Source organism: Trichlorobacter sp. (assembly GCF_034008105.1).
Taxonomy (GTDB): domain Bacteria; phylum Desulfobacterota; class Desulfuromonadia; order Geobacterales; family Pseudopelobacteraceae; genus Trichlorobacter.
Window position 1 is genome coordinate 1 of sequence record NZ_JAVEPN010000009.1, and the last position, 25,291, is coordinate 25,291.

24 protein-coding genes and 1 pseudogene are annotated in these 25,291 nt (G+C 56.9%); 12 read left to right on the plus strand and 13 right to left on the minus strand.

Features of this window, described 5'->3' with window-relative positions; all coding sequences use genetic code 11:
• Positions 1-57 precede the first annotated feature (57 nt).
• Positions 58-438 carry a DUF4160 domain-containing protein gene (locus tag RBQ93_RS06690; protein WP_320371323.1) on the minus strand — a complete coding sequence of 127 codons (381 nt, stop codon included), beginning with the start codon at positions 436-438 and terminating at the stop codon, positions 58-60.
• A gap of 41 nt (positions 439-479) precedes the next feature.
• Positions 480-1,355, minus strand: a complete 876-nt coding sequence (locus RBQ93_RS06695) for a YicC/YloC family endoribonuclease (protein ID WP_320371324.1) — start codon at positions 1,353-1,355, stop codon at positions 480-482.
• A gap of 226 nt (positions 1,356-1,581) precedes the next feature.
• Between RBQ93_RS06695 and RBQ93_RS06700 the strand changes: the two genes are divergently transcribed.
• From RBQ93_RS06700 to RBQ93_RS06720, 5 genes and pseudogenes are all read left to right on the plus strand, one after another.
• Positions 1,582-2,454, plus strand: coding sequence for a DmsE family decaheme c-type cytochrome (locus RBQ93_RS06700; RefSeq protein WP_320371325.1), 873 nt, complete (start codon positions 1,582-1,584; stop codon positions 2,452-2,454).
• Between the two features lie 14 nt (positions 2,455-2,468).
• A complete protein-coding gene (locus RBQ93_RS06705; protein ID WP_320371326.1) occupies positions 2,469-4,583 on the plus strand; it encodes an MtrB/PioB family outer membrane beta-barrel protein in 2,115 nt (704 codons plus the stop codon).
• A gap of 177 nt (positions 4,584-4,760) precedes the next feature.
• On the plus strand, positions 4,761-4,916 hold the full coding sequence (locus RBQ93_RS06710) for a hypothetical protein (protein WP_320371327.1): 156 nt from the start codon (positions 4,761-4,763) through the stop codon (positions 4,914-4,916).
• A 12-nt stretch (positions 4,917-4,928) separates the two neighbouring features.
• A pseudogene (locus RBQ93_RS06715) lies at positions 4,929-5,144 on the plus strand (glutaredoxin family protein); the annotation flags it as partial.
• Positions 5,145-5,146: 2 nt separating this feature from the next.
• Positions 5,147-6,529 carry a TatD family hydrolase gene (locus RBQ93_RS06720; protein WP_320371328.1) on the plus strand — a complete coding sequence of 461 codons (1,383 nt, stop codon included), beginning with the start codon at positions 5,147-5,149 and terminating at the stop codon, positions 6,527-6,529.
• Between the two features lie 140 nt (positions 6,530-6,669).
• Here the strand turns inward: RBQ93_RS06720 and RBQ93_RS06725 are convergent, their stop codons facing one another.
• From RBQ93_RS06725 to RBQ93_RS06735, 3 genes are read right to left on the minus strand one after another with little or no spacing between them, the layout of a single operon-like run.
• Positions 6,670-7,776, minus strand: a complete 1,107-nt coding sequence (locus RBQ93_RS06725; protein ID WP_320371329.1) for an NAD(P)/FAD-dependent oxidoreductase — start codon at positions 7,774-7,776, stop codon at positions 6,670-6,672.
• Positions 7,766-8,479, minus strand: a complete 714-nt coding sequence (gene yrfG / locus RBQ93_RS06730; RefSeq protein ID WP_320371330.1) for a GMP/IMP nucleotidase — start codon at positions 8,477-8,479, stop codon at positions 7,766-7,768. Before yrfG ends, RBQ93_RS06725 begins: the two co-directional genes overlap by 11 nt.
• Before the next feature lie 10 nt (positions 8,480-8,489).
• On the minus strand, positions 8,490-9,362 hold the full coding sequence (locus RBQ93_RS06735; protein WP_320371331.1) for a methylenetetrahydrofolate reductase: 873 nt from the start codon (positions 9,360-9,362) through the stop codon (positions 8,490-8,492).
• A gap of 108 nt (positions 9,363-9,470) precedes the next feature.
• On the opposite strand from RBQ93_RS06735, the gene RBQ93_RS06740 reads away from it, so the two are divergent.
• Positions 9,471-9,650 carry a hypothetical protein gene (locus RBQ93_RS06740; RefSeq protein ID WP_320371332.1) on the plus strand — a complete coding sequence of 60 codons (180 nt, stop codon included), beginning with the start codon at positions 9,471-9,473 and terminating at the stop codon, positions 9,648-9,650.
• Between the two features lie 29 nt (positions 9,651-9,679).
• Here the strand turns inward: RBQ93_RS06740 and rnk are convergent, their stop codons facing one another.
• The 5 genes from rnk to RBQ93_RS06765 all read right to left on the minus strand — a co-directional run bounded on the left by rnk (position 9,680) and on the right by RBQ93_RS06765 (position 16,630).
• Positions 9,680-10,114 (minus strand): nucleoside diphosphate kinase regulator, encoded by a 435-nt coding sequence (gene rnk / locus RBQ93_RS06745; RefSeq protein ID WP_320371333.1) that lies wholly within the window; start codon positions 10,112-10,114, stop codon positions 9,680-9,682.
• 97 nt (positions 10,115-10,211) lie between these two features.
• Entirely contained in the window at positions 10,212-12,743 is a 2,532-nt protein-coding gene (gene acnB / locus RBQ93_RS06750) for a bifunctional aconitate hydratase 2/2-methylisocitrate dehydratase (RefSeq protein ID WP_320371335.1), read from the minus strand.
• A gap of 112 nt (positions 12,744-12,855) precedes the next feature.
• Positions 12,856-13,305 (minus strand): DUF2721 domain-containing protein, encoded by a 450-nt coding sequence (locus tag RBQ93_RS06755; RefSeq protein WP_320371336.1) that lies wholly within the window; start codon positions 13,303-13,305, stop codon positions 12,856-12,858.
• A 14-nt stretch (positions 13,306-13,319) separates the two neighbouring features.
• The gene (locus tag RBQ93_RS06760) at positions 13,320-14,939 is read right to left on the minus strand and encodes a peptide-binding protein (RefSeq protein ID WP_320371337.1); all 1,620 of its coding nucleotides are present in this window, start codon (positions 14,937-14,939) and stop codon (positions 13,320-13,322) included.
• On the minus strand, positions 14,936-16,630 hold the full coding sequence (locus RBQ93_RS06765; protein WP_320371338.1) for a tetratricopeptide repeat protein: 1,695 nt from the start codon (positions 16,628-16,630) through the stop codon (positions 14,936-14,938). Before RBQ93_RS06765 ends, RBQ93_RS06760 begins: the two co-directional genes overlap by 4 nt.
• A 195-nt stretch (positions 16,631-16,825) precedes the next feature.
• On the opposite strand from RBQ93_RS06765, the gene RBQ93_RS06770 reads away from it, so the two are divergent.
• From RBQ93_RS06770 to RBQ93_RS06785, 4 genes are read left to right on the plus strand one after another with little or no spacing between them, the layout of a single operon-like run.
• Positions 16,826-17,086, plus strand: coding sequence for a hypothetical protein (locus RBQ93_RS06770; RefSeq protein ID WP_320371339.1), 261 nt, complete (start codon positions 16,826-16,828; stop codon positions 17,084-17,086).
• The gene (locus RBQ93_RS06775; protein WP_320371340.1) at positions 17,083-20,334 is read left to right on the plus strand and encodes a SpoIIE family protein phosphatase; all 3,252 of its coding nucleotides are present in this window, start codon (positions 17,083-17,085) and stop codon (positions 20,332-20,334) included. The genes RBQ93_RS06770 and RBQ93_RS06775 overlap by 4 nt, the downstream gene beginning before the upstream one ends.
• 15 nt (positions 20,335-20,349) lie before the next feature.
• A complete protein-coding gene (locus RBQ93_RS06780) occupies positions 20,350-20,685 on the plus strand; it encodes an STAS domain-containing protein (protein ID WP_320371341.1) in 336 nt (111 codons plus the stop codon).
• 35 nt (positions 20,686-20,720) lie between these two features.
• Positions 20,721-21,149 (plus strand): ATP-binding protein, encoded by a 429-nt coding sequence (locus tag RBQ93_RS06785; protein WP_320371342.1) that lies wholly within the window; start codon positions 20,721-20,723, stop codon positions 21,147-21,149.
• 3 nt (positions 21,150-21,152) lie between these two features.
• Here the strand turns inward: RBQ93_RS06785 and RBQ93_RS06790 are convergent, their stop codons facing one another.
• The 3 genes from RBQ93_RS06790 to RBQ93_RS06800 are packed head-to-tail and all read right to left on the minus strand — an operon-like array spanning position 21,153 to position 23,333.
• On the minus strand, positions 21,153-22,163 hold the full coding sequence (locus RBQ93_RS06790; RefSeq protein WP_320371343.1) for a KamA family radical SAM protein: 1,011 nt from the start codon (positions 22,161-22,163) through the stop codon (positions 21,153-21,155).
• A 35-nt stretch (positions 22,164-22,198) separates the two neighbouring features.
• Positions 22,199-22,786 (minus strand): CDP-diacylglycerol--glycerol-3-phosphate 3-phosphatidyltransferase, encoded by a 588-nt coding sequence (pgsA, locus tag RBQ93_RS06795; RefSeq protein WP_320371344.1) that lies wholly within the window; start codon positions 22,784-22,786, stop codon positions 22,199-22,201.
• Between the two features lies 1 nt (position 22,787).
• Positions 22,788-23,333, minus strand: coding sequence for a lytic transglycosylase domain-containing protein (locus RBQ93_RS06800; RefSeq protein WP_320371460.1), 546 nt, complete (start codon positions 23,331-23,333; stop codon positions 22,788-22,790).
• Positions 23,334-23,545: 212 nt separating this feature from the next.
• Between RBQ93_RS06800 and purM the strand changes: the two genes are divergently transcribed.
• Positions 23,546-24,592 (plus strand): phosphoribosylformylglycinamidine cyclo-ligase, encoded by a 1,047-nt coding sequence (gene purM / locus RBQ93_RS06805; RefSeq protein ID WP_320371345.1) that lies wholly within the window; start codon positions 23,546-23,548, stop codon positions 24,590-24,592.
• Positions 24,592-25,212, plus strand: a complete 621-nt coding sequence (gene purN / locus RBQ93_RS06810; protein WP_320371347.1) for a phosphoribosylglycinamide formyltransferase — start codon at positions 24,592-24,594, stop codon at positions 25,210-25,212. The genes purM and purN overlap by 1 nt, the downstream gene beginning before the upstream one ends.
• Positions 25,213-25,291: the final 79 nt, after the last annotated feature.

A 25,291-nucleotide genomic window follows, 5' to 3' on the forward strand; every position in this document is an offset into this window, starting at 1 on the left:
AGATCAACAGCTAATACGTCGTCATTTACGAGCACATTTTTTACGCGTTCATCTGATTTAAGCGCCAAAGTAGCCATGCCACGCCTCCTCCAACAACAACCTGTTCTCAATTACTAAAAGCTGTATGAGCCGTAACTCCCTCGGAGTAAAACCAATACTCGATGCAAGCGAAACCGGTGTCAACCAGAATTTGGCCGTCTGGTCATCACGATCAACATGGATATGAGGAGGTTCAGTTGTCTCGTGGCTGTGGAAATAAAATCGATATGGCCCGGACTTCAAAACTGTCGGCATAACCTGTCTCCCACACACAAACCTGAAACCTGACGCCGAGATCGCTGAAAACGTTTTACTAAGAAGCGAGGATTTTTTCGTTCTGGTGCAGACAACCGAAAAATATCGCGGAGGCGTACACGATAGTACGCCGCACAAGATCATTTTGAGGATGGCTGTGCCAGGGCGGAAAAAGACCGTTTCGCTTATTCGATGTTTTGCACCTGCTCCCGCATCCGCTCCAGTTCCGCCTTCATCTGCACCACCAGTGCGGTCACCTGCGCATCGTTAGCCTTGGAGCCAATGGTATTCACCTCACGGTTCAACTCCTGCATCAGAAAATCCAGCTTACGGCCCACCGGCTCAGTCAAGGCCAGGGTCTCGTCAAACTGCACAAAATGGCTCTGCAACCGCACCAACTCCTCGGTCACATCACAGCGATCAGCCATCAAAGCCACTTCCTGGGCCAGACGCTGAGGGTCAAGCTCGGTATCATTGAGTAACTTAGCCAGTCGTTGCCGAAGCTTAGCCTCATATTCTTCCACCACGAGTGGAGCCCGCTCCGTTACCTGAGCCACCAGTTCGGCCAGCCCCTGACGTCGCTCCCGCAGGTCGCGCTCCAACGCCTCCCCTTCGCGCAGCCGCATGGCGTCAAGCGCATCCAGGGCAGCCTGCACCGCCTGCAGCACCTGGGGCAACAGATCAGGCTGTTCCTCACCTGCCGCCTCCTGTAGAACATTTTTTTGGCTAATGATCAACGAAAGCGGGATTTCCGGAGACAGGCGCAGCTCACGGGCCAATTCCAGAAAGGCAGCCTGATACCCCCGGGCTGCTGTCATATTCACCGGCGGCACCTGTGCGGCCCCAGCAGCCTCCTCCCATTGCACAAACAGATCGGCCTTGCCGCGCTTGATACGGCTGGCAGCCGCCTTCCGTAACTCATGCTCATAGGCCAGAAAGCTGCGCGGCAGCTTCACTGTAACCTCGCCGTAGCGGTGGTTGACCGTTCGCACCTCCACCACACATCGGCCCGCCCCCCCTGCCGCCTCACCCTTGCCGTAACCGGTCATACTCCTGATCATGCATCCCCCTCGTATCACGTGCGCAACAGCCTCTTGCATATACCCGAAATCAACAACAACTGTCCAGTCATGGCAAACATTAAAAATTACACACATTAATTTTGTCAAATTCTAACATTAAGTTGTTGACCATCTAATCTTTAGCGGAATATTAATTAATAAAACAGTAAACACTCGTTTAATTATATGTCGCAGCAGACAACACCACCACAAGGAGGAAAACAGTATGACACGAATCGCTGCAAAACTGTCGCTGTTGGCCAGTGCAGCCCTGCTGATGTTTGCAGGAACAGCCCTAGCCAACGAAAAGTGCGCAACATGTCACGCCGACATCGTCGCCAAACACACGACAACCCTGCACGGCAAGGCAGGCAAGGATTGCCTCTCATGCCACGGTGGTGGTGACGCCCACATGGCCAACCCCAGCAAATCAAACATCATCCGTTTTGGCAAGGGCGCCAACGCCAAGGAACAAAACGCCCAGTGTCAGCAGTGCCACGGCAAGAATGAAAAATTGATGTTCTGGGACAGCTCCTACCACAAGAAGAATGATGTCACCTGTGCGTCCTGTCACTCTGTCCACAAGGCCCCCAAGCCCTACGCCAAGCAGCCTGAATCCTGCTTCCAGTGCCACAAGGATGTTAAATCCCAGGCCAACAAGTTCTCCCACCACCCGATAATCGAAGGCAAGATCAGCTGCTCAGACTGTCACAACCCCCACGGCGCCCTGGGGCACGGCATGATCAAGGCCGAAAACGTCAACCAGCTCTGCTACAAGTGTCATGCCGACAAGCGCGGTCCCTATATCTGGGAACACCCACCGGTTGAGGAAGACTGCATGAAGTGCCACGCCCCCCACGGTACCAAGGCCGCCAAGCTGCTCAAAGAAAAACAGCCCCAGCTTTGCCAGCAGTGCCATGACTGGTCGCGCCACCCTGGAACCCCCTACGGTGGAAACCAAAACTTCACCTCAACGTTTGGAGCAGGCAGGGGCGGTTTGGCGCGTGGTTGCACCGGCTGCCATGGCACCATTCACGGCAGCAATGCACCGGGCAGGGCCAATGGCACCGTCTATGGCGGCAAGCGGTTTATCCGATAAGGAGGGAGCGCACAATGAAAAAAACATTTCTTGCATCCATCTTGGCGGTAGCTGCCTGCACAGCGCCGGCCTTTGGTGAAGAGTTTACCGGGAACATGGAGCTTGGAGGTGTGTTCTCAGACATCCAGGGTGATAAGGCCAAATTCAACGAATATCGCGATATCGGCGAAGGAATCACCGGCAACTTCCTGCTTGATTATTATGGCAAGGACTACTTCCTGAACTTCAAGGGTGAAAGATTCGGTTACAACGCCGACACACAAAAGACACTCAATGACCAGAGTTTTGAATTCAGCATCGGCAGGCCGGAGGATTTTAAATATTCCATTTTTTATAACGAGACACCACACAACCTGACCTTTGGCGCAAAATCGATCTACAGTGGTGTAGGCTCAACGGCCCTGACAGCCCCGGTGGCAAACGATGCATCCTATGCTACCGCATATGCCACAATTGTAAACAGTACCCCCTTTGATTACACCATCGACCGCAAAAACTACGGTGGCGAGATGGAGTTTTCGTTCAAGAGTCCCTTTTTCCTGAATGCCAGATTTGAAAAAATTGAAACAGACGGTCTGCTGCCCCTGGGCACCTACTTGGGTCAGCAGAAGGAACTGCCTGCTCCGATCAGCTATTCCACTGAAAATGTCTATCTGACCGCCGGCTACCGGTCAAACAACCTGATTGTCACCCTTGACGGGACCATCAGCGACTTTACCAACAGCGACAAGACCTTCAGCCACACCTATACCGGCCCATCAACCGCCACCGTATATCTTGCTCCGGACAGCATGTACTACAAGGTCGGCGGCAATGTGATGTACCGGATACCGTTCTGGAATACCACGTTCATGGCACGGGCCAGCTACTCGGAGAGCAGTAACGACATCAGCCTGACGGAAGGCACCAACACTATCGGCGGTACGTTCAGCGGAAAAATCACCTACAAGACGGCCTATGCCGCCGTCACCAGCTCTCCCATCAAGGCACTGGATGTAAAGGCATATCTGAACCTGCTCGACAAGACCAATAAATCACCAACAGGTTTTGTGTACGGCAGCGTCTTAGCGGCTGATGCAGCAACAAACACCACTGAGAAGTTCGACTATAACAAGGTTAACGGCGGACTTGATGTCGGGTACAAGCTGCCGGCAAACACCAAACTGGCCGCTGGTTATGAATACCTGCGCATCAATCGCCTGATGAACTTCCATATCTTCGGCACAACCTACATGGGAGCACGGACCGACGCCCCCCAGACAACCGACCACATTTTCTATACCCAGCTTAAAAACAACTATTTTGACTGGATGTCGGCGAAGGTGCGCTACCAGTATCTGACCAGAAGCAGTGATTTCAGGGGCGACCTTTATGCCACCGCCACCGACGCATCATTCTTCAAACAGTGGTGGCGGCCAGTTGATACGGCTGAGAAAAACCAGCACAGCGTAAAACTTGGCGTTGAATTTGAACCCACTGATTCACTATCTTTCACAACCGAATACAGCTTTAAAATGAATGATTATGTTGATACTGATTTTGGCATGCTGGATGACTCCCGCCATGAGGTTTATGCCGACGCTACCTACAGCAAATCAAACTTCAGTATCAATCCGTATGTTGAATTTGAGATGAGCAAGAATGAATCACAACATCGCAATTACACCGCATTCACCAATGCTGATCCTAATCTCGTCGATACCGCTACAGCTTACAACTGGAATTCAAAGAGGAAAGACGTAAGTTATGCGATTGGTGTTAATGGAAATATCGATATTATCAAGAAAAAACTGGTATTAAGCACTGGTTATAGATATGAAGACGCCTCTGGCGATCAGGATTTTTCTTCTGGATATGACCTCACAAGTCTAGCAACACCAATTGTAAGTAATGATAATGTTGACAATTACAAGAAGCATGCTTTGGCAGCAAAGCTAAACTACAGCATCACAAAAAATCTTGAACTTGGCCTTGGCTATTTATTCGAAAAACTTGACTACACCGACGATCATTACACCGGCTATGATTACATGATTACCAAGACTGACGGTGTCATGTTAACCGGTGCCTATGCCAACCCCGACTACGATGCACATATCGGCTATGTAACGGTCGGCTACAAATTCTAACCCTTCCTGAACACCGGCGGCCCGCAACGGGCCGCCAGCATCACTCCAACCAATTCTGTGGTGGGTGTAGTGCCAATCAAACCCCACCTGCTTGCCGCCCCCTTACTCCGGGGGGCGGCTTTTTTCTGCACACTGATTCTGGTTGTCTACTCGCCCGTTTTTTGGTTTACTGACAACATGCTACTACGTCAGATCAGGTTAATCGCCGCTATCACCTCCATTGCTGTTCTGCTACCTCTCTCAAGCGTCCTGGCTGCGACCAGCGCCCCTGCCCCGCCACAGTTCACCATCCCGGCCAAGGAACGGATCGTGCTGTACGTTGCCGACGGCTGAGGCTACTGCACTCGGGCGGAAAGGTATTTCGCCAAACTCGGATTACCCTTTGAAGTACGCGATATTCAACACAACCAGACCTATTATCGTGAATGGCAAAAAACCTGGCAGGGCGATATCGTGCCGGTGATTGTATTTGACAACGGCAAGCAGGTGGTGGACGGCTTCGATATCCGGGCCATCAAACGGGCCCTAGAGGAGGTCGGCAACCTGCCGAAAGCATACTGACCATGGACGACAAGCTGACGATCATCGATACCCATTGCCATATCTATTACCCTGATTTTGAGGCCGACTGGGATCAGATGCTGGCCCGGGCCAAAGAAAACGGGGTGCGCGGCATGGTGGTGGTGGGGGCCGACCTGGCTTCCAGCCGCCAGGCGGTTGAGATTGCCGAGCGTTACGAGCAGATCTTCTGCACCGTGGGCATCCACCCCCATGACGTGCAGCAGGCCGATGAGGCTGCCATAACGGAAATTCGCCAACTGGCCCTGACTAGTTCAAAATGCGTGGCCATTGGCGAGATCGGGCTTGATTTTTACCGCGACCGAGCACCCCGCGATCTGCAACGCACCATATTCGATCGTTTCTTGCTGATGGCACGGGAGCTGGACAAGCCGGTGGTAATCCACGATCGTGACGCCCATGAAGAAACATTGGCACAGATCAAGGCTGCTGGGGTGACCAAGGGAGTGATGCACTGCTTTTCCGGTGACGTCGATTTCGCCCGACAGTGTCTTGAACAAGGTCTTTACGTCTCGATCACCGGTACCGTCACCTACCCTGCTAACGAACAGCTGCGCGAGGTAGTGCGCAGCGTGCCGCTGGAGCGGCTGCTCTTGGAGACCGACTGTCCCTATCTGTCGCCGGTGCCCCACCGCGGCAAGCGTAATGAGCCGGCCTATACCAGAATTACCGCCGAAAAGGTGGCAGAACTGAAGGGGCTGACAGTCGAGGATGTGGGCCGGATAACCACCATGAACGCCGGGCGCCTGTTTGACATTCCGCTGTGGGACGAGTCAACCAAGCTGGCCTACCGGATCCGCAATTCCCTTTACCTGAACATCACCAACCGCTGCTCCAACAGTTGTACCTTTTGTGCAAAATTTGATGAGTTCACCGTCAAGGGCCACAACCTGTTGCTGGACCATGAACCGGGCTTTGAGGAGTTGATGGCGGCCATTGGGCAGCCAGAGGGGATTGATGAGGTGGTGTTCTGCGGGTTCGGGGAATCACTGCTGCGGCTGGAGCTGGTAAAACAGGTGTCGGCATCGCTGAAAGCACGCGGCTACCGGATCAGGATCAACAGCGACGGCCAGGCCAACCTGGTGCATGGCCGCAACATCCTGCCTGAGCTGGCTGGGCTGGTGGACAGTATCTCAATCAGCCTGAACGCAGCAGATGCCGTTACCTACGGCAGGCTTTGCAACACCCCCTTCGGCGAAGCCGGCTTTGCCGGGGTCTGCGACTTCCTGCGTGAAGCGCCCCGCTATATCCCTGAGGTGACCGCAACCGCCGTCACCGTACCCGGCGTAGATATGGAAGCCTGCCGCCGGCTGGCCGAATCACTGGGTGTGCAGTTTCGGGTACGCGAATACTCCGAAGTGGGGTAATGAGAAGTGAAATAATTTCGATTTCAGTTCAAGGATGATATCAAGGCGGCGAGGAGTTCGGCGACGCAGGTGTACACGCAGTACATCGAGGAGCCGAAGACAAGCCAACGAAGAGAGCGCCTTGAAATGAAATCGGAAAATTATTTACCTAGTTTTGCCTTGATCTCCTCCATCACCCGATAGGCATCGTTGATGGCGGTATAGATCAGGTTGGGATGCTTCTCCTCCTGAATGGCCCCTTCACAGATCTTCATGTAGGACGGCGATATGGCGCCACCCACCACGTAGACCCCCTTGCGGGTCGATTCGAAACCACCGGTCAACAGTACCAGCCGGTCCCCTTCCTTGGCTACCTTGCAGACCCCTGCCGTACAGGAAATGGTCTGTACCCCCAGCTTGTCGAAGATCGGCACCGGTCCCTGGGAGCCGATGCAGGCGATCACGTTCTGCATCGGGAAGCTCATGGCGTGGTAGAGGTCAACCCCATCGGTCTGCTTGAATTCGTTGATCCTGATCACCAACCGGTCAACCCCTTCGTCATCTACTTCGCCGATACGTGGCGTAGCGCCGGGCAACAGCCGGATATTGCCGCCCAAGAGGATCTCTTCACCCAGACGCTGGGCGGTCTCCTTGTTGACGTCAAACTTTTCGGACTTATGGGCCCAGTAGACCGGCTGAGTGTCGTTGCACTCCCGCTTGGCCTTGAGGATGGCGATCACCACATCGGCCGCCGTATTGCCGCCGCCGATCACCAGGGTCTTGGCCCCGACATACTTGCTGGGGTCATCCAGGTTTTTGGCCACCATCTTGGCATCACCATAGACCGACAGTTCGCGGGGAATGCTGCTGCCGAAGGACAAAACCACCTTACGCCCCTTGAAAAGTCCCTTGTCGGTCACCACCACCAGCTGGTCCCGCTCATCGCGAATATCCTCAAAGGCCACTTCGGTCTGGATATTCAGGTTTTCATGCTGCACAAAGTGCTGGATGTACTGCAGATAGCTCTCCACCGTCACCGGCTTATCCGGCGGCCGCAGTTCATCCACCAGAAACGGCTCCGGCGCATCCTTGGGCTTGGAGGCATAGACCAGCTTCCCTTGCGGATAGGTGTTGGCAATGCCTTGAAAAACCGCCTTGCCAGACTCCAGCACCAGGTATGAAAGACCATACTTATGGCAGAGGTAGGCCGTGGCAAGGCCTGCCGGACCACCGCCGATAATCACCACATCGTAGACATTAGGGGCCATGAATCGCATCTCCTTCCTGCGGAGCAAACTGCACACAACTACTACCAGGAACAGGTATCAAGCGGGTGAAGTAGTCGATCGAGTGATACTGCTGCGACGGCTTCGGCGTCAAGGCCGAGCTTGGCCGGCTGATATAGATCAGATGGCGGATGCCGTACTGCTGGGCGGTCTGCAGATTGGCCTCGGTATCCTCGCCCAGCATGGTGCGGCACGGGTCGTACGCCACAAAGCGTTGCAACGCCTCCCAGAAGTTGTGGTCCTCCTTGGGCAACCCCACCTGATGGGCCGAAACTACCCCGTCAAACCAGGCACCTATCCTGGTCTTCTTCAACTTGATGTCGAGTGTTTTACTATGGGCGTTGGTCACCAGCCAGAGCTGCTTGCCCTGCTGCTTGGCCCAGGTCAGAAATTCCGTAACCCCCGGATGTACAGCGATCAGATGTTCCACCTCCAGCTTGAGCTGGGGGATATCCATACCCAAGCGGTCGGACCAGTAATCGAGATCGGTCCAGTTGAGGGTGCGCTCCTGTGAGCGGAACAGGGCGTGCAACTGCTCTCTGGCCTGTTTCTGCGACACATTGTGGTGGGCCGCCCACCGTTTGGGGACATGCTCCAGCCAGAAGTGATCGTCGAAGTGCCGGTCCAGCAGGGTGCCGTCCATGTCCAGCAGGATCGTGTCGGTCTCGCGCCAATCAAGTTGCATCGCTACTGGCTCACGGTAACAGACCGTCGGCGATCTCCAGGATCGCCTCGGCCCGGTTGAGGGTGTAGAGGTGAACGCCCGGCGCACCACCGGCAAGCAGTCCCTCAGCCTGATGACGGGCATGGGCAATGCCGACCCGTTGCACCGCCGCTGCACCACCGCTACGGTCGGCCTCTTCAAGTTCGGCCATAAAACCGGCTGGCAGGCTGGCGCCGCATAGGGACACAATCCGCTGAATCACCTTCAGACTGACCACCGGCAGGATACCGGGGATGATCGGCTTGGTGATGCCGCGGGCGCGAGCACGGGCCACAAAATCAAAATAGTGGGCGTTATCAAAAAACAACTGGGTAATGGCAAACTCGCCTCCCAGATCCAGCTTCAGCTTCAGATAGCCCAGATCAGCCTCGGCATTGATGGCCTCGGGGTGCACCTCGGGATAAGCCGCCACCCCGACCCCCATCTCAGGGTGTGACGCACGCACAAAGGAAACCAGATCGGAGGCGAAGTGCAGCGGTGATTCAGTAATCCCTTCCGGCGGCACCTCCTTGGGTGGGTCTCCCCGCAGGGCCAGTACATTGCTGACACCGGCAGCGCTTAAGTCGTCAAGAAAGCAGCGCAGCCGATCCGGCTGGGCACCAACACAGGTCAGGTGGGCCATGGTTTCCAGACCATGTTCCTGCTGCATGCGGGAGACGATCTCCAGGGTGGCATCCTGGGTACTGCCGCCGGCGCCGTAGGTGACCGAGGCAAACAGCGGCTTTAGCTGGGCCAGACGACTGACCACCTGAAAAAAGGCCGACCAGTCTTCCCGTTCCTTGGGGGGGAAGTACTCAAGGGAGATGAACGGCGATTGCTGTGCAATACGATCAATGATCTTCATGTAGAAACCTTGGTGATCGGGAAATAAAGAATTTATTGCTACTCCAGCGGCTACGGTTTGTCAAACTGAAACCTTTCCTTTTTACACGGTTCAGGGTACCCTGCCACCATGTCCAAACCAGCCGCCATCGCACTGATTCTGTTTGTGGTCAGCATCCTGACCTTTGCCACCTGGCAGCTCTTTCTGGGCCGCTTCGAGGCAGCCTTTTCCGCCCTGCCCTTCCTGGTGATCTGCTATTTCTTTGTCAAGCCCTGGCAGTACAACCAAAAAAACGACCCGCCGGAATAGCTTCCAACGGGCCGCTGTCTGCGCATCGGCTAGACATTAAAATCACCAGCCGCCTCGGGCTGGTAGAGTATCTTCTTGACCTTCAACCGTTTGAGGCCGGCCGGCACCTTCCAACTGATGGTATCACCCACCCGATAGCCGATCATGGCCATTCCCACCGGCGCCAGCACTGAAATCTTGCCCTGGTCAAGGTTGGCCTCTGGGGGAAAGACCAGCGTGTACTCCAGCTCGGCCTTGCTGTCCAGGTCCTGCAGCCGCACCCGTGAGTTCATGGTGATCACCTGCGGCGGTATCTCCTCGGGAGCCACCACCTCGGCCCGCAGCAGCTCTTCAGAAAGCTCATCCAGATAGCGGTTGTCTCGCGCCGGAAATTCCTCCATCTCCTCAATCAATCTCTGTAAACGCTCCAGATCGAACTCGGTGATTACGATCTGACGATTTTGTTCTGCTGTCGCCTTTTTCATGATGGCGCTCCTTTGCTAACAGACGTAAAGGTCATCGACCTATAAAAAAAGCCCCCCGGAATTTCCGGGGGGCTCGCAGTGCGGCGTTTAGGAAATTCTACTTGTACTCAGCCATCTCGTCGAACTGCAGGTAGCGGTAAATCTTCTCCTTGTTCGGCTCGACCCGCTCCTTGTAGATGGCAAGGAACTCAGCCGGTGTGGGCAACTTGCCCATGCGGGCAGCTACGGCCCCCAGCTCGGCGGAGCCGAGGAATACCTTGGCGCCATTGCCGATCCGGTCGTCGAAGTTACGGGTGGAGGTGGAGAACATATTGACCCCATCCGGCACCCGGGCCTGGTTACCCATGCAGAGCGAGCAGCCGGCGATCTCGATCCGTGCGCCGAAGGCGCTGTAGATGGAGAAGTAAGCCTCGTCCTTCAGCAGGTCGCTGTCCATACGAGTCGGCGGGGTGATCCAGGTACGGACCGCCGGATTGAACTTCTCGCCCTTCCAGATCTCGGCGGCCGCACGGAAGTGACCGATGTTGGTCATGCAGGAGCCGATGAACACGTCCTGGATGGAGGTGCCGGCAACCTCGGACAACAGCTTGACGTCATCCGGGTCGTTGGGGCAGGCCAGGATCGGCTCGGTGATCTCGGCCAGGTCGATCTCGATCACGGCGGCGTACTCGGCGTTCTTGTCGGCCTCAAGCAGTTGCGGGTTCTTCAGCCACTCGTTGACAGCGTCGATCCGGTTCTGCAGAGTCTGGGGATCCTGGTAGCCTTCGGCAATCATCTTCTTCATCAGGGCCACGTTGGAACGCAGGTAGGTGGCAACCGACTCTTTGGAAAGCTGGATGCAACCGGCAGCAGCGGAACGCTCGGCAGCGGCGTCGGTCAGCTCGAAGGCCTGCTCAACGGTCAGCTCCGGTAGACCTTCCATCTCCAGAATACGGCCGTTGAAGATGTTGATCTTGTTCTTCTTGGGCACCGTCAGGTGCCCCTGCTTGATTGCCCAGTAAGGGATTGCGTTCACGGCGTCACGCAGGGTAATGCCGGGGTTGAATTTACCCTTGAAGCGCACCAGTACCGACTCGGGCATATCCAGCGGCATGAAGCCCATGGCGCCGGCAAAGGCCACCAGACCGGAACCGGCCGGGAACGAGATACCGATCGGGAAACGGGTGTGGGAGTCACCGCCGGTGCCCACGGTGTCGGGCAGCAGCAGACGGTTCAACCAGCTATGGATGACGCCGTCGCCCGGCTTGAGGGCCACGCCGCCACGCTCGGCGATAAAGGCCGGCAGGGTCTTGTGCATCTTCACATCAGCCGGCTTGGGGTATGCAGCGGTGTGACAGAAGGACTGCATGAACATCGGGGACAGGAACTTGAGGCAGGCCAACTCCTTCAGTTCGTCAGCAGTCATCGGGCCGGTGGTGTCCTGGGAACCAACGGTGGTCATCTTGGGCTCGCAGGCGGTGCCGGGCAGGATGCCGGCAACGCCGCAGGCCTTACCAACCATCTTCTGGGCCAAGGAGTAACCCTGATCAGCCTTCGGAACCGGGTTGACCGGCAGGGTGAAGACATCGGTATCGCCCATGCCCAGCGCCTTGCGGGCCTTCTCGGTCACGGCACGGCCGATGATCAGCGGAATCCGGCCGCCGGCGCGGAATTCGTCAGCGATGGTGTTGGGGGCCAGCTTGAAGGTGGAGATCACTTCACCCTTGTCGTTGCTGATCTCGCCCTTGACGGTGTTGATGGTGATCACGTCGCCATCGTTCATCTTAGTCACGTCGGCCTTGATCGGCAGTGCGCCGGAATCCTGGGCGGTGTTGAAGAAGATCGGGGCGATGACGCCGCCGATGATCACGCCGGCAGTCTTCTTGTTGGGTACGCAGGGGATATCCTGACCCATGTGCCACAGCACCGAGTTACAGGCCGACTTACGGGAAGAACCGGTACCGACCACGTCGCCCACAAAGGCAACCTGATTACCGGCAGCACGCCAGTCAGCGATGTCCTTGAGGCGGTTGGGGAAACGGGTCTTACCCATGGCCAGCGCATGCAGTGGGATGTCGGGACGGCTCCAGGCATCGCCGGCCGGGGAGAAGTCGTCGGTGTTGATCTCACCCTCCACCTTGAATACCTTGACCTTGATGGTCTCGGGTACACCGGGCTTGCTGGTGAACCACTCGGCATTGGCCCAGGACTGCAGGACCTTCATTGCAGCGGCGTTGGACTTGGACAGCGCCACCACCTGATCAAAACCGTCATAGACCAAGGTCATGCCGGACAGGGCACAGGCTGCCTCGTCGGCCAGTTCGGCCACTTTCAGGGCCTCAACCAGCGGAGTCACGTTATAGCCACCCATCATGGTGCCCAGGATACGGACGGCATCCACCTTGGAGACCAGCGGCGACTTCTTGCTGCCGTTCAGGATGGCGGCCAGGAACTCGGCCTTGACCTTGGCAGCCGGATCAACACCGGGGGAAACCCGCTCTTTCAGCAGGTTGAGCAGGAAGGCTTCCTTGCCGGCCGGGGGGGCTTCCAGCAGTTGACACAGTTGGGCGGTTTGCTCAGGGGAAAGCGGCAGCGCGGGAATGCCCTGGGCGGCGCGCTCGGCCTCATGGGCCAGATATGCTTCGATCATCGGTGAATCCTCCTCATGGTGATTAGGTACTTAGCGTACTTTTAGGGGTCAAAAAAGAGCATATTGTATACAATTTATTACGGGCGATGTCAATCGTTGCAAACGTGACGGTTCAGGAGGGAGTGTCAGGGCCAATATGCAGACTGGAGGTGGCAACGAAGATCTCACGCAGAAACCAGAGCAACCCCGCCACCAGGGCCGCCATGGCGGCGATGAACAGCAGGGCCACCGGAATGGAGGGGTCGACGCCCAGAAAGGCCCCCACGAACAGCAGGGCGATCACCGTGCAGACCAACAGTGCGGTGGTGGTACAGAGGTTGATGGCCCGCCCGATCAACTTGGCACGGTAGGCCAGGGTTCTGAGATGGCTACGGATCGCATCATCCTCAGCACCTGCTGCCGTTTCCAGCTTATGCTCCAGAAAACGGGCCCGGTCGATCACCCGACCCAGCCGGTTGGTCATTACCGACAGCATGGCGCCGATGCCGGTCAACAGAAAGACCGGCGCCACTGCCAACTGGATGGCATGGGCCACGGAATGGATATCGCTGACCGGTAGCATCGCTGTTTCCTCCGCTAGTAGCGCTGTTCCTGCTTCGGCACATACCACTTGATCAGGTTATGGCCGATGCCGGCCGGGGCCGGTTCGATGCCCCGTATCCGGGCCGAGACCACCGGCAGGGCATCGGGTACGTACAGGAAGGTATAGGGCTGTTCCTCGGCCAGAATTTCCTGGATGCGAAAATAGGCCCGCTTGCGCCGTTCAAGATCAAAGGTGCTGCGCCCCTCCTCCAATAGGCGGTCCACTTCAGGGTTGTTGTAGCCGATGAAATTCAGCTCCCCCGGCTTGGTCTTGCTGGAGTGCCAGATATCATACATATCGGGATCCTGGGAGGTCATCCAGGCCAGCAGCACCACCTCGAAGTTACCTTTATCGATGAATTCCTTCAGGAAAGCGGCCCACTCCACCACCCTGATCCGCACATCAATTCCCACCTGCAGCAGCCGCTGCTGGATAATCTGGGCCGTCATCAACCGTTGCTGATTACCCTGGTTGGTCAGGATCGTAAACTGTAGCGGCTTTCCGTCCTTGTGCAGGATGCCCCCCTGCCCCGGCAGCCAGCCGGCCTCGGCCAGCAACTGCCGTGCATAGGCCAGATCATGGGGGATATCCCTGACGGCGGCATGATGGGCCCATCTGCCCGGTACAATCGGGCCGTGGGCCTTCTGCCCCATGCCGAACAACACCCCCTGAATCAGCTCATCCTTGTTGATGGCTGCGGTCATGGCACGGCGGATGCGAACATCCTTGAACAGGGGGTGACGCAGATTGTAGCCCAGGTAGAGGTAGCTGCTGGAGGGGTAACGGTACTTGTTGAAGGCACTCCGGAAACTGTCGGTATCGGTCTGGCGAGCGTACTGGACCGGCGTCAGCCCCATCATATCAACGCCGCCAGCCTTGAGTTCCATATACATGGTGGAGGTGTCGGGAATTACCCGATAGACGTAGCGATCCAGATAGGGACGACCTTCAAAATAATCAGGGTTGGCCTCCAGCGCAATCTTCTGGCCGGACACCCACTCCTTGAAGCGGAACGGCCCAGTCCCCACCGGTTTACGGGCCAGTGGACTTTTGGTGATTTCCTGCCCCTCCAGCAGATGGGCCGGCAGGATGGCGGTGCCCCAGGAGGCCAGGGCCGGCGCAAAGGGAGCACGGTAGCGTACCACCACGGTAAACGGGTCGGGAGCCGTTACCGAGGCCACCTGCTTGAAATCCTCTGAATAGGCGGTGGGAGTCTTGGGATCGATGATCACCCGATAGGTATAGAGCACATCACGGGCACTGAACGGGGCGCCATCGTGCCAGCGCACGTTGCGCCGCAGTCGAAAGGTGATGGTGAGGCCGTCATTGGCTACGGTGAATGCTTCGGCCAGATCACCCACCAGCCGCAAATCTTTGTTGTACTTGATCAGACCGTTATAGATCTGGCCGGCCACACCGTGGGAAGCGCTATCCGAGGCCAGGATCGGCAGCAGGGTCGACGCCTCGCCAATGGTCCCCTCCACCAGGGTGTCACCATAGGCCGGAACCGCAGCTGTGGCCTGGGAACGTGGTGGCTGCTGCTCGACCTTGCAGCCCGACAACAGGAAACTGCAGCAGAAGATCAGCACCCAGAGCTGCGCCTGACCGATCATCGCTCGCCCGATTCCCCTTTGACAAGACGCTTGATCTTCTCATCCAGCTCTTTGTTGCCAGGATCAAGCTGCAGTGCCTTTTTATAGGACCTCAGCGCTTTTTTTACTTCCTTTTTGGCCAGATAGGCATCACCGAGATGTTCCAGCACCGTCGGATCATCACCCACCAGCTGGGCGGCCCGCTCCAGCTGGTTGATCGCTTCGTCATAACGCTTCATCTGGTAGTAGATCCACCCCAGACTATCAATAAAGAAACCGTCATCTGGACGCACTTCCAGGGCCCGCTTGACATACCCCAGGGCCTCTTCAAGGTTTACTCCCATCTCGGCGTAGGTATAGCCCAGATAGTTCAGGGCCTGGGCATCGCGGGGATTGAGTTGGATCACCCGCTTCATCCGGCTGATCGAATCAGGCTTCTTGCCCAGCTTGTCGTAGAGCACCCCCAGCCGGAACTGGAAGCGGGGATCGCTGTTAAAACGGGATTCGACGCCCAACAACAGCTTCAGCCCCTCGTCATCCTTGTCGATGGAATCGTAGAGGGTGGCCAGACTCAAGTAGAGCTCCAGACGATTGGGATAGGCGGCGATCCCTTGCTGCAAGAGCTTGACCGCTTCATCGTCACGCTCCTGCTCCTTGAGAATGAAGGCCAGATGCCCCAGGGCCTCTCCGTACAACTCGGCATCAACGGGAATCTTGGAAAATTCGGCCCGGGCCAACTCCAACTCTCCCTTTTCCTCATAGGCAGAGCCCAGGTAAAAACGGATCTGATGATTGCCCGGATCCTTGGCCAGCATGGCACTAAAGAGCTGAATCGCCTCGTCATGTCGGTTTAGCTCAAGCAGCAACAGGCCTATCTTGCGCTGTACCTCTTCTCCACCCAGCCCCATATCGGACAACCTGTTCAGGTAAACCAACGCCTCATCGTAGCGACGGTGCTGAATCAGCAGCTGTATCAGGTGATTGATCAGCGGCGAACGATTTTCAGAATCATCAATCAGGAGCTTGTAGGCGCTGATGGCCTGATCAATCTCGCCCATCGCCTCCAGTGAAACGGCCTGATCAATGGCAGCCTGGATAAAATCGGGGCGGATCTCCAGAGCACGCTTGTAATAGCCGGCCGCCTCGCGATAAAGCCGCATCTGGCTATAGGTTTTACCCAGATAGTAAAAACCGGCCGCTGAATCAGGTTTCAGGCGGGTCAATTCCTTGAGGGTCGTCACCGATTCCTCATACTCAAACAGCTTGATCAGTGAATTGACCAGCTGCAGTACGGCATCTTCCTTGGCCGGGTCCAGCTTGACCGCTGCGCGCAGATAACTGATCGCCTCACGATCGCGACCCAGATTAGCCATAACCGTGCCGCCGATCAACTGAGCCTCACGGTTATCCGGATCGATCTTGACCGCCTTTTCTACCGCCACCATCGCCTCAGGCACCTGCCCTGCCTTCAGACGCAGCTCGGCCTCGGCAACCAGCAGATGGCTCGCCTGGGGATCAGCAAGCTGCGCCTCACGCACAAGCGCCAATGCGCGCTCATTGTTACCCTCGTTGAGGGCAATCCGTGCCTGCGCATAGAGGCTTAAGGCGCTGCGGGAAGGCGCAGGGGCAACAAGCTCTCCGCCTCCGCCTTGAAAACCGGCACAGGCAGTCAATACTACGGGTATCAGGGCAAGCAGAAACATGCGCTGCATGGGGTACCATCCGTGCGTCCAAAATAGGGTTTCAAGAAAGTGAAACGCTACCATACAACCCCGGGAGCGTCAAACGAATCCACCTGCCGGCTGGCGGCTTGCGCCGGCTCTGCTTCAATGGTAGTATTGCCTCCATCTGTGTCCGGTAGCACCACTGAGCCCGCCCGCTCCACCGACATCAGTCACGAGGCTTCCATGATCTGGCGCTCCACCCGAAATCGCCTCCTGAAACGCCTGCAACTGCGGGAATCCTGGTTCATCTTCTTTGTATTGGGAAATGTGATGATCAACTTCCCATTCTTGAAGATCTTCAACCGGGCAACCGCTCTTTTCGGCTTTCCACTCCTGTTCCTCTACTTCACCCTGGGCTGGGCCATATCCATCGGTGTGGTCTATCTCTTCACCCAAACCATCGAGTCTGAGCAGCCCTCAGGCGAAGAGCCCCCTGCACGGTGAAACTGAACCTGATCCATGTGGCGGTAATCGCCGTTGCCTACACCGGACTGCTGTTTCTGGTCGCCTGGTTTGCCGGCAAACGCCGCGATGCGGGCAAAAGCCTGGTCAACAATCCCCTGGTCTACTCGCTCTCGATCGCGATTTACTGCACCTCCTGGACCTTTTACGGCAGCGTCGGCAAGGCAGCCACCAGCGGCATCGATTTCCTGATGATCTATCTGGGGCCAACCCTGACCGCCTTTTCCTGGCATTTCCTGCTGGAACGGATCATCAGAATCAGCAAGGAATCCAACGTTTCATCAATTGCCGACTTCATCAGCCTGCGGTATGGCAAATCACAACTGCTGGGCACCTTGGTCACCCTGATTGCCACCCTGGGCATCATGCCCTACATCGCCCTGCAAATTAAAGCGGTTACAGCCTCCTTCTCACTGGTAAGCGGTGTGGCTAGCCAGACCATCATCGACCTGCCCGGGTCGGTTGAGTCAGTCACGCTGCCGACCGGCATGATCCTGGCGCTGATTCTGGCACTGTTCGGCATGATCTTCGGCGCCCGACGCCTCTCCTCCACCGAGCGTCACGAAGGGCTGATCGCAGCCGTTGCCTTTGAATCACTGGTCAAACTGGTCAGCCTGGTGGGGGTTGGCCTCTTCATTACCTGGGGAATCTTTGACGGTTTTGGAGACATTTTTCAGCAATTTCAGGGCCGCTTTCCACAACAGTTCGACCGGTTAATGACCCTTGAGACCCAGCAGGTCAATGGTTCCATCCCGTCGTCCACCATGCTGATCATGTCGATGGGGGCCATCATGCTGCTGCCACGACAGTTCCATGTGATGGTGGTGGAAAACGCAGATCGGCGCCATGTAAAAACCGCCATGTGGCTCTTTCCTGCCTACCTGTTCCTGATCAATCTCTTTATCATGCCGATCGCCCTGGGTGGGATTCTGATGACCGGCAGCCCAGCCGGCGCCGATTATTTCATGATCAGCCTGCCGCTGATGAGCAACAACAGCGCTATCGCCATGTTGGCCTTCCTGGGTGGCCTGTCGGCAGCAGCCGGCATGGTGATGGTCGAGTCGGTTACCATCTCCACCATGCTGCTCAACCATCTGTTCATGCCGATCATCGTGCGAATCACCCCCAAACAGTGGTTTCCGATCCTGCTGATCAATCTCAAACGGTTCGGTATCTGCCTGGTGGTCTTTATGGGGTTCCTCTACTACCTGTTGGTGGGGGATACCTATATGCTGGTCAACATGGGGCTGATCTCGTTTTCCGCAGCCATGCAGTTCCTGCCGGCCCTTTTGGGAGGGCTCTACTGGAAACGCGGCAACAAAACCGGCGCCATCTGCGGCATGGGACTCGGCTTTATCCTCTGGGGCTATACCCTGCTGCTTCCATCACTGTTGGCCGCACCGGAACTCCCGGCACTGTTGGCTGCAGGCCCCTTTAGTATCGCCCTGCTTAAGCCGACCGCCCTGTTCGGTCTGGTCGGCATGGATATGTGGAGTCACTCCCTGTTCTGGAGCATGCTGTTCAACATTGGCGCCTATCTGATCTGCTCACTGATGCTGCCGCAGTCAGAGCTGGAAAAGGAACAGGTACACCGCTTCATCGGCAGCTTTGAGCAGGAGGCCAAAGAATACCGTGCCGCCGCAAAACGACTCTCCAAGCCGGTCACGATCCCCCAGTTCACGGCGTTGCTCGGTAAATTCATCGGCCAGGATGAGGCCCGCCGTATCATGACGGCCTACCTGCGCGACCGAAATCTCTCGGCGCAGGATGCGGTTGAAGAGTTTGAGTTGCCCGGCCTGAAACGGTTTGTGGAACGGACCCTGGCTGGCTCCGTGGGCGCCGCCGCGGCAGGCGCCATTGTTGACAGCTATCTCTCCGACATGGGCAGCCGGATGGAATCGGTCTATGACATCTTCAGCACGGTACGCACCTCACTGGATCAAAGCCGTGAAGCGCTCTTTGTTCGGCTCAAGGCCTCGGAGATCATGAACCGCACCCTTGAACTGCAGACCATCTGCGACGATCTGCTGCAGCTGCTGATCAAGGAATTCAAGCTCGATGTTGGCCTGATCCAGTTACGGAAAAACAGTGATTTTCCTCTTGAGGTGATCAGTTACCAAGGCAGCAACCGCCGGCCGATCACCCCTGACCACTGGTATCAGGAAAGTGAACCCTATTTCAAAATGGCGATGATCGACCAACGGGCCCACCTGGTAAACGACATCACGTTATTGGAAGGTATCCTTGAGATGCAGCGGACCCGGGAGGAAGGCTTCGTCTCCTTCGCCCACGTTCCGATCTTTCGCGAGGGAGAAGAATGCCTGGGAGTCCTGTCGGTCTATTCCAAAAGCATCGTCGGCCTGTTCACCGAAGAATTTATCGGCCTGCTGAATAGTCTTACCGGGCAGCTGGCCCAGGCTGCACGCTTGATGGGTGAGATGGAGGCCCGGGAGGTAGCCCGCCGCAAGATGCAGCAGGCCCAGCTGGATAAGGCCCGCCTGATGCGGGACATGGAGATCGCCCAGCAGATCCAGTTGTCGCTGCTGCCCGAAGAGCCCCCCGACATCTTCGGCATTGAACTGGCCGGCCGCTGTATCCCGGCCGCCCACGTCGGGGGCGATTACTATGATTTCTTCAAACGGGACGACCATACCATCGACCTGGTGATCGCCGATGTCTCTGGCCACAGCGTCGGGGCGGCCCTGATCATGGCTGAGGTGCGCACCCTGCTGCGTGCCCAGGTAAGCCGCGCCACCAGCCCCAGCGTAATCTTGAACCTTCTCAACCACCAACTGTACGATGACCTGTCCCGTTCAGAACTGTTTATCACCATGTTCTATGCCCGCTACAACGCGGCTACCGGTCGGCTTTCCTATGCCAACGCCGGACACAACCGACCGATGGTCTATCGCCCTGGCGAATCAGCCTGCCAAGAACTGGACGCCGAGGGGCTGATTCTTGGCGTCAAACAGGAAGTGGTTTTTGAAGAACAGGCCATTTTGCTGCGTTCAGGCGACCTGATCTTTTTCCATACCGACGGCATCCCTGAGGCCATGACCCCGTCGGGAGAGCTGTACGGCACCGAGCGGATCTGTCAACATCTGGCCGCGATCGGTAACCTGTCGGCAGGAGAGATCGCCGATTCGTTCTACGAACAGGCACAGCAGTTCAGTGGTGAGCAAACCCAGCAGGATGACATCTCAATGGTGGTCTTGAAGATACTGACCTGATGAAAGGAGTGGGACATGAACATCAAACGCGAAGAACAGGGAAACGTGGTGCTGGTGCAGGTAAAAGAGGAGCGGCTGGATGCCCATAACGCTGATGAACTGAAGCTGGAGCTGGCCAACCTGTTTGAATCAGGCAAGAAGGGGATCGTGGTGGATCTGAAAGAGGTCCGTTTCATCGACAGCTCCGGCCTGGGAGCCCTGGTTTCCGGATTCAAAAACGCCTCGGCCCGCCAGGCAGAATTGAAACTGTCCGGCGTGCAGAGCCAGGTCAAATCGATGTTTGAGTTAACCCGGCTGCACCGCGTATTCGACATCTACACCACCATGGATGATGCCCTGGCCTCTTTCTGACAGATCTCTCAGCGGCACACACGGGATACCAGCCCATGAAGAACGAAATCGACATACAGATCAAGGTGCCCAACCAGACCCGTTATTTAAGTCTGATCGGCAGGATCGGTGAAGACCTTGCCCTCCAGTTGCAGGGCTTTAAAGGCGACCGGGAAGATCTGGCCAATCAACTGAACGTGGTACTGACCGAAGCGATGGTCAACGCCATCCGGCATGCCAACGCCGGCGACCCGGACAAAGAGGTGGACATCCGGATCACCATCGGCGACAACGAGCTGCTGCTCCAGGTCTTTGATCAGGGGCAAGGCTTTGACCTGAACAGCATCCAGGATCCAGGTTTTGAGGGAGAAGAGCTTTTGGAGACCGGCGGGCGCGGCATTTACATTATCCGCACCCTGATGGATTCGGTGGTCTATCGACGCATACCGGGCGGCAATGTACTGGAAATGCGCAAACGGCTATGAACTCTAGTGAGGATCCCGATACATAACCTGATCACCTGACAGGTTACGGAGCAACCAGCCTTCAGCAGTAGCCTGGGCCGCTTCAGCCTGCAGCGGCACCTTGCCTTGCCCCCCCGGCAGATCAACCACATAATGGGGGATCGCCATGCCGCTGACCTGTCCCCGTAGGCCAGCCATCAACTGCATCCCATGACGCAACGGGGTACGAAAATGGGCCGTGCCCTGCACCAGATCCATCTGGTGCAGGTAATAGGGGCGCACCCGCAGTCGCAGCAGTCCGCTGAAAAGTTCATGCAAAACAAACTGCTGATCATTAATCCCTTTCAGCAGCACCGTCTGGTTACCCAACGGAATACCGGCCTCGGCCAGCAGGGCACAGGCCCGAGCAGCCGCAGTGGTCAGCTCACGGGGATGATTGAAGTGGGTGTTAAAGTAGAGCGGTTGATGGCTGGCCAGCATCCGGCACAGCTCAGGCGTGATCAGGCCCGGCGCCGTGACCGGTGCTCGGCTGCCGATGCGGATGATATCCAAGTGAGGGATCGCCCGTAACCGTCCCAACAGATCATGCAAGGCCTCAAGTGGCAGCAACAGCGGGTCGCCGCCGGACAGCACCACGTCGCGCAGCTGTGGCGTTGCAGCGATGTAGTCAATGGCCCGATCAACATCCAGGGATGTTGCGCCGCAACCCACCTGCCGTTTCCGCATGCAGAACCGGCAGTAGACGGCGCAGCGATTGGAGACCAGCAGCACCGCCCGATCGGGATACCGATGGATCAGTCCGGGCACCGGACTCAGGCGTTCTTCGTCCAACGGGTCCGGTAGCTGTTCGTCATCCACCAGTTCAGCCGGGTCAGGCACACACTGACGCCAGATCGGATCACCCGGTTCCTTGATCAGCCCGGCATAATACCTGGTCAGGCGAAATGGATACCGCTTGGCCACTTGGGCGAATGGTGACGGATCAAGACCGAAACGGGCTATCAGATCATCAAGGGTGATGTACGCTAGTGACATGGGGAAAAAGGATAAGGCAGGGATCTGTTGAACGCTTAACGGGAGATGACCCGCACGAAGCGGAACAGGTAATCCAGGCCTGACCAGACGGTCAGGACAAAGGCGATCCAGAAGAAAAACATACCGGCGTTGTGCATGTTGACCGTGACCAACGGATGCGCAATGCCAAAGAACCAGTTGTAGTCAAAATGCAGCAGCAGGCCGATGATGGCCACCAGCTGAAAGATGGTCTTGTACTTGCCCAGGTCAGAAGCATGGATCACAATCCCCTCGCTGGAGGCGATGCTACGCAGGCCAGTGATCACGATCTCGCGGGCCAGCACAACGAACACCATCCAGGCCGGTACCCGATCATAGGGCAGGATCATGATCAGGGCGGCCATCACGATCAGTTTATCGGCAATCGGATCAAGAAATTTGCCGAAGACGGTTACAATACCCATCCGACGGGCCAGATGTCCATCCAGCCAGTCTGTGGCCGACGCCAGCGCAAAGATCCAGGCTGCCCAGAAACAGGTCTCACGGGATGGCGACATAAGCAGCAGTACCATCAACGGAATGCAGGCGATCCTGAACAGGGTAATAATGTTGGGAGGGTTGAGAATTGGATGGTACTGAGACACGTCAGTAAGACCCCATGTAGGATAGTACGCGACTGACGTAGGTGCGGGTCTCTTCGTAGGGAGGGATGCCGCCGTACTTGGCCACCTTGCCCATCCCGGCGTTGTAGGCCGCCAGGGCGAGGCTCACATCACCCTTGAAGGTATCCAGCAAAAACTTGAGGTAACGCACGCCGCCGTCCACGTTCTGTTTTGGATTGAAGGCATCCGCCACTTTGAGCTGCTTGGCGGTGCCGGGCATCAACTGCATCAGGCCGCTGGCTCCTGCGCGGGAAACGGCATTGGGATTGTAGCCTGACTCCGCCTGAATAACCGCCTTGACCAAGGCTGCGTTCACGCCGTACTTGGCAGCACTGGCCTGAATCAGCTGTTCGTACTGCTGCGGATTGCCCTGGGCCACCCTGAAACGGGTACGCAGCTGGCGATCCTTACGCAGGTCGCGCAGGAAGACCTTGAATTTTTTATCGGTGGGCGCATCGGTAAAATGCACCACCCCTTCCTCGTCCTCGTAACGATAGATGTCGGCACAGGCTGGCTGAGCCAGCGCCATGACGGCAAACAGCAGCACCAAAGCGGGCAGCAGCTGACGCACGAGAAACGGTGTATGGGGCGTGATGCTACGCATGGCCTCAAGTAAGCGACAAAGCGACAGGTTTGTCAAGGTCAAACTGGCGTTACCATTGGGGTTGCTACCGAGTTGATTGACTTTTACCCCCCGATTGGCTAGAAAACAGATTCAATCTGACAAGGAGTGCCCACGCTGTGACAGAATCCCGTGCAACCTACAAAGAGGCTGGTGTCGACATTGAGGCTGGCAACCAATTCGTGCAGAAGATCAAGCCGTTGGTCAAGGCCACCTTCCGCCCGGAAGTGATGACCGAAATTGGTGGCTTTGGCGGCCTCTTTTCACTGAACACCGCCAAGTACAAGAACCCGGTACTGGTTTCCGGCACCGACGGCGTTGGCACCAAGCTGAAGCTGGCCTTCCTGGCCGACAAACATGACACGGTCGGCATCGACCTGGTGGCGATGTGCGTTAACGACATCATCGTCCAAGGGGCCGAGCCGCTCTTTTTCCTGGACTACCTGGCCACCGGGCACCTCGATCCGGACAAGGCGGCCCAGATTGTGGCCGGCATTGCCGAGGGCTGCAAGCAGGCCGGATGTGCCCTGATCGGCGGTGAAACCGCCGAAATGCCCGGTTTTTACAGTGATGGCGAGTATGACATGGCCGGCTTTACCGTGGGGGTGGTGGAAAAGGACCAGATCATTGACGGCTCATCAATCACGGTGGGCAACAAGCTGATCGGCATCGCCTCCAGCGGCCTGCACAGCAACGGCTACTCACTGGCCCGCCGGATCATCTTCGACCGGATGGGACTCGGTATCCACGATCAACTGCCTGGTATGGGGGCCACGGTGGCCGAGACCCTGCTGACCCCCACCAAGATCTACGTGCGGGCCATGCTGAACCTGCTGAAGGACTTCCGGATCAACGGCATCGCCCATATCACCGGCGGCGGCCTGACCGATAACGTACCCCGCATCCTGCCCAAACTCTGCAAAGCCAGCTTTAAGCTGGACAGCTGGCAGCGTCCGCCGGTCTTCAGCCTGCTGCAAGAGGCTGGCAAGGTGGATCAGTACGAGATGTACCGCACCTTCAACATGGGGATTGGCATGGTGTTGTCTGTGGCCGAACAGGACGTGGATGACATCCTGGCCCGCCTGCAGGGATTGGGCGAAACCGCCTGGCTGGTGGGTGAAGTACAAACCCGCCGTCAGGATGAAGAACAGGTAGAGCTGCTCTGATGACAACCACACCCATCGCCATCGGGGTCTTGGTTTCCGGCAACGGCTCGAACTTTCAGGCCATCGTTGATGCCCTGGAGGCGGGACGGATCACCAACGGCCGGATCGCCTGCCTGATCAGCAACAAGGCCGACGCCTACGCCCTGGAGCGGGCAAAAAAACACAACATCCCGGCCCTGGTGCTGGATCATAAACAGTTCCCCAACCGGGCAGCCTACGATCAGGCCCTGGTGGCCCTGCTCAAAGAACACGGGGTACAACTGGTAATACTGGCCGGCTTCATGCGGCTCTTATCTCCGGTGATGGTGGAGGCATTTCCCCATGCCATGATGAACATCCACCCTGCCCTGCTGCCGGCTTTCCCCGGCCTGGACGCCCAACAGCAGGCCCTGGAGTATGGCGTGCGCTACACTGGCTGCACCGTACATTTTGTGGATACCGGCACTGACACCGGACCGATCATCCTGCAGGCGGTGGTGCCGATCCTGGCCGACGACACGCTGGAAACCCTTTCAGATCGGATTCATGGCGAAGAACATCGTATCTATCCTGAGGCAGTGCGACTGTTCTGCGCCGGCCGACTGAGAGTTGAGGGACGACGGGTCCATATCTCAGCCTAACCATTCAGATACTGCTTGACAGTACCAGAATAGGATGCTAAAAATTTCGCTTCAATTTGACTAATTACCAGCATGCTTT

Excerpts from the sequence above, each read along its gene's own strand:
- RBQ93_RS06735 (WP_320371331.1), bottom strand. The coding sequence starts at position 9,362 with ATGAAGATCATTGATCGTATTGCACAGCAATCGCCGTTCATCTCCCTT.
- RBQ93_RS06710 (WP_320371327.1), top strand. The coding sequence starts at position 4,761 with ATGCTACTACGTCAGATCAGGTTAATCGCCGCTATCACCTCCATTGCT.
- RBQ93_RS06785 (WP_320371342.1), top strand. The coding sequence starts at position 20,721 with ATGAAGAACGAAATCGACATACAGATCAAGGTGCCCAACCAGACCCGT.
- RBQ93_RS06700 (WP_320371325.1), top strand. The coding sequence starts at position 1,582 with ATGACACGAATCGCTGCAAAACTGTCGCTGTTGGCCAGTGCAGCCCTG.
- RBQ93_RS06760 (WP_320371337.1), bottom strand. The coding sequence starts at position 14,939 with ATGATCGGTCAGGCGCAGCTCTGGGTGCTGATCTTCTGCTGCAGTTTC.
- RBQ93_RS06720 (WP_320371328.1), top strand. The coding sequence starts at position 5,147 with ATGGACGACAAGCTGACGATCATCGATACCCATTGCCATATCTATTAC.
- RBQ93_RS06770 (WP_320371339.1), top strand. The coding sequence starts at position 16,826 with ATGATCTGGCGCTCCACCCGAAATCGCCTCCTGAAACGCCTGCAACTG.
- RBQ93_RS06690 (WP_320371323.1), bottom strand. The coding sequence starts at position 438 with ATGATCTTGTGCGGCGTACTATCGTGTACGCCTCCGCGATATTTTTCG.
- yrfG (WP_320371330.1), bottom strand. The coding sequence starts at position 8,479 with ATGCAACTTGATTGGCGCGAGACCGACACGATCCTGCTGGACATGGAC.
- RBQ93_RS06705 (WP_320371326.1), top strand. The coding sequence starts at position 2,469 with ATGAAAAAAACATTTCTTGCATCCATCTTGGCGGTAGCTGCCTGCACA.
- RBQ93_RS06800 (WP_320371460.1), bottom strand. The coding sequence starts at position 23,333 with ATGGCGCTGGCTCAGCCAGCCTGTGCCGACATCTATCGTTACGAGGAC.
- RBQ93_RS06725 (WP_320371329.1), bottom strand. The coding sequence starts at position 7,776 with ATGGCCCCTAATGTCTACGATGTGGTGATTATCGGCGGTGGTCCGGCA.
- acnB (WP_320371335.1), bottom strand. The coding sequence starts at position 12,743 with ATGATCGAAGCATATCTGGCCCATGAGGCCGAGCGCGCCGCCCAGGGC.
- rnk (WP_320371333.1), bottom strand. The coding sequence starts at position 10,114 with ATGAAAAAGGCGACAGCAGAACAAAATCGTCAGATCGTAATCACCGAG.
- RBQ93_RS06740 (WP_320371332.1), top strand. The coding sequence starts at position 9,471 with ATGTCCAAACCAGCCGCCATCGCACTGATTCTGTTTGTGGTCAGCATC.
- RBQ93_RS06790 (WP_320371343.1), bottom strand. The coding sequence starts at position 22,163 with ATGTCACTAGCGTACATCACCCTTGATGATCTGATAGCCCGTTTCGGT.
- RBQ93_RS06755 (WP_320371336.1), bottom strand. The coding sequence starts at position 13,305 with ATGCTACCGGTCAGCGATATCCATTCCGTGGCCCATGCCATCCAGTTG.
- purN (WP_320371347.1), top strand. The coding sequence starts at position 24,592 with ATGACAACCACACCCATCGCCATCGGGGTCTTGGTTTCCGGCAACGGC.
- RBQ93_RS06765 (WP_320371338.1), bottom strand. The coding sequence starts at position 16,630 with ATGCAGCGCATGTTTCTGCTTGCCCTGATACCCGTAGTATTGACTGCC.
- RBQ93_RS06780 (WP_320371341.1), top strand. The coding sequence starts at position 20,350 with ATGAACATCAAACGCGAAGAACAGGGAAACGTGGTGCTGGTGCAGGTA.
- RBQ93_RS06695 (WP_320371324.1), bottom strand. The coding sequence starts at position 1,355 with ATGATCAGGAGTATGACCGGTTACGGCAAGGGTGAGGCGGCAGGGGGG.